Origin of the sequence: Streptococcus sinensis, assembly GCF_000767835.1 — a bacterium.
GTDB lineage: Bacteria > Bacillota > Bacilli > Lactobacillales > Streptococcaceae > Streptococcus > Streptococcus sinensis.
Window position 1 is genome coordinate 1 of sequence record NZ_JPEN01000089.1, and the last position, 212, is coordinate 212.

At 38.2% G+C, this 212-nt stretch carries 1 protein-coding gene; it reads right to left on the reverse strand.

The window, feature by feature from the left end; translation table 11 throughout:
* Nucleotides 1-212, reverse strand: a 212-nt coding sequence (locus SSIN_RS10745) for a hypothetical protein (protein ID WP_037617590.1), incomplete at both ends; no start/stop codon positions are given.

A 212-nucleotide genomic window follows, 5' to 3' on the forward strand; every position in this document is an offset into this window, starting at 1 on the left:
TGTTTCACTTGCATGTAACCGATCGCTTGGAATTCACTGTCATCAGAAATCTTGCTCAAGAAGTCATTAGAGAAGCTGTAGACAACTGTTCTAGCCTTATGATCAATATTTTGGTTGACATATTGAGTCAGATCAGTTCCTTTAGCAATCTTCGTGCTATCTTTCAAGAGAATATCTGTGTTGGCAATCCATTTGTGAACGCCATTGTATTC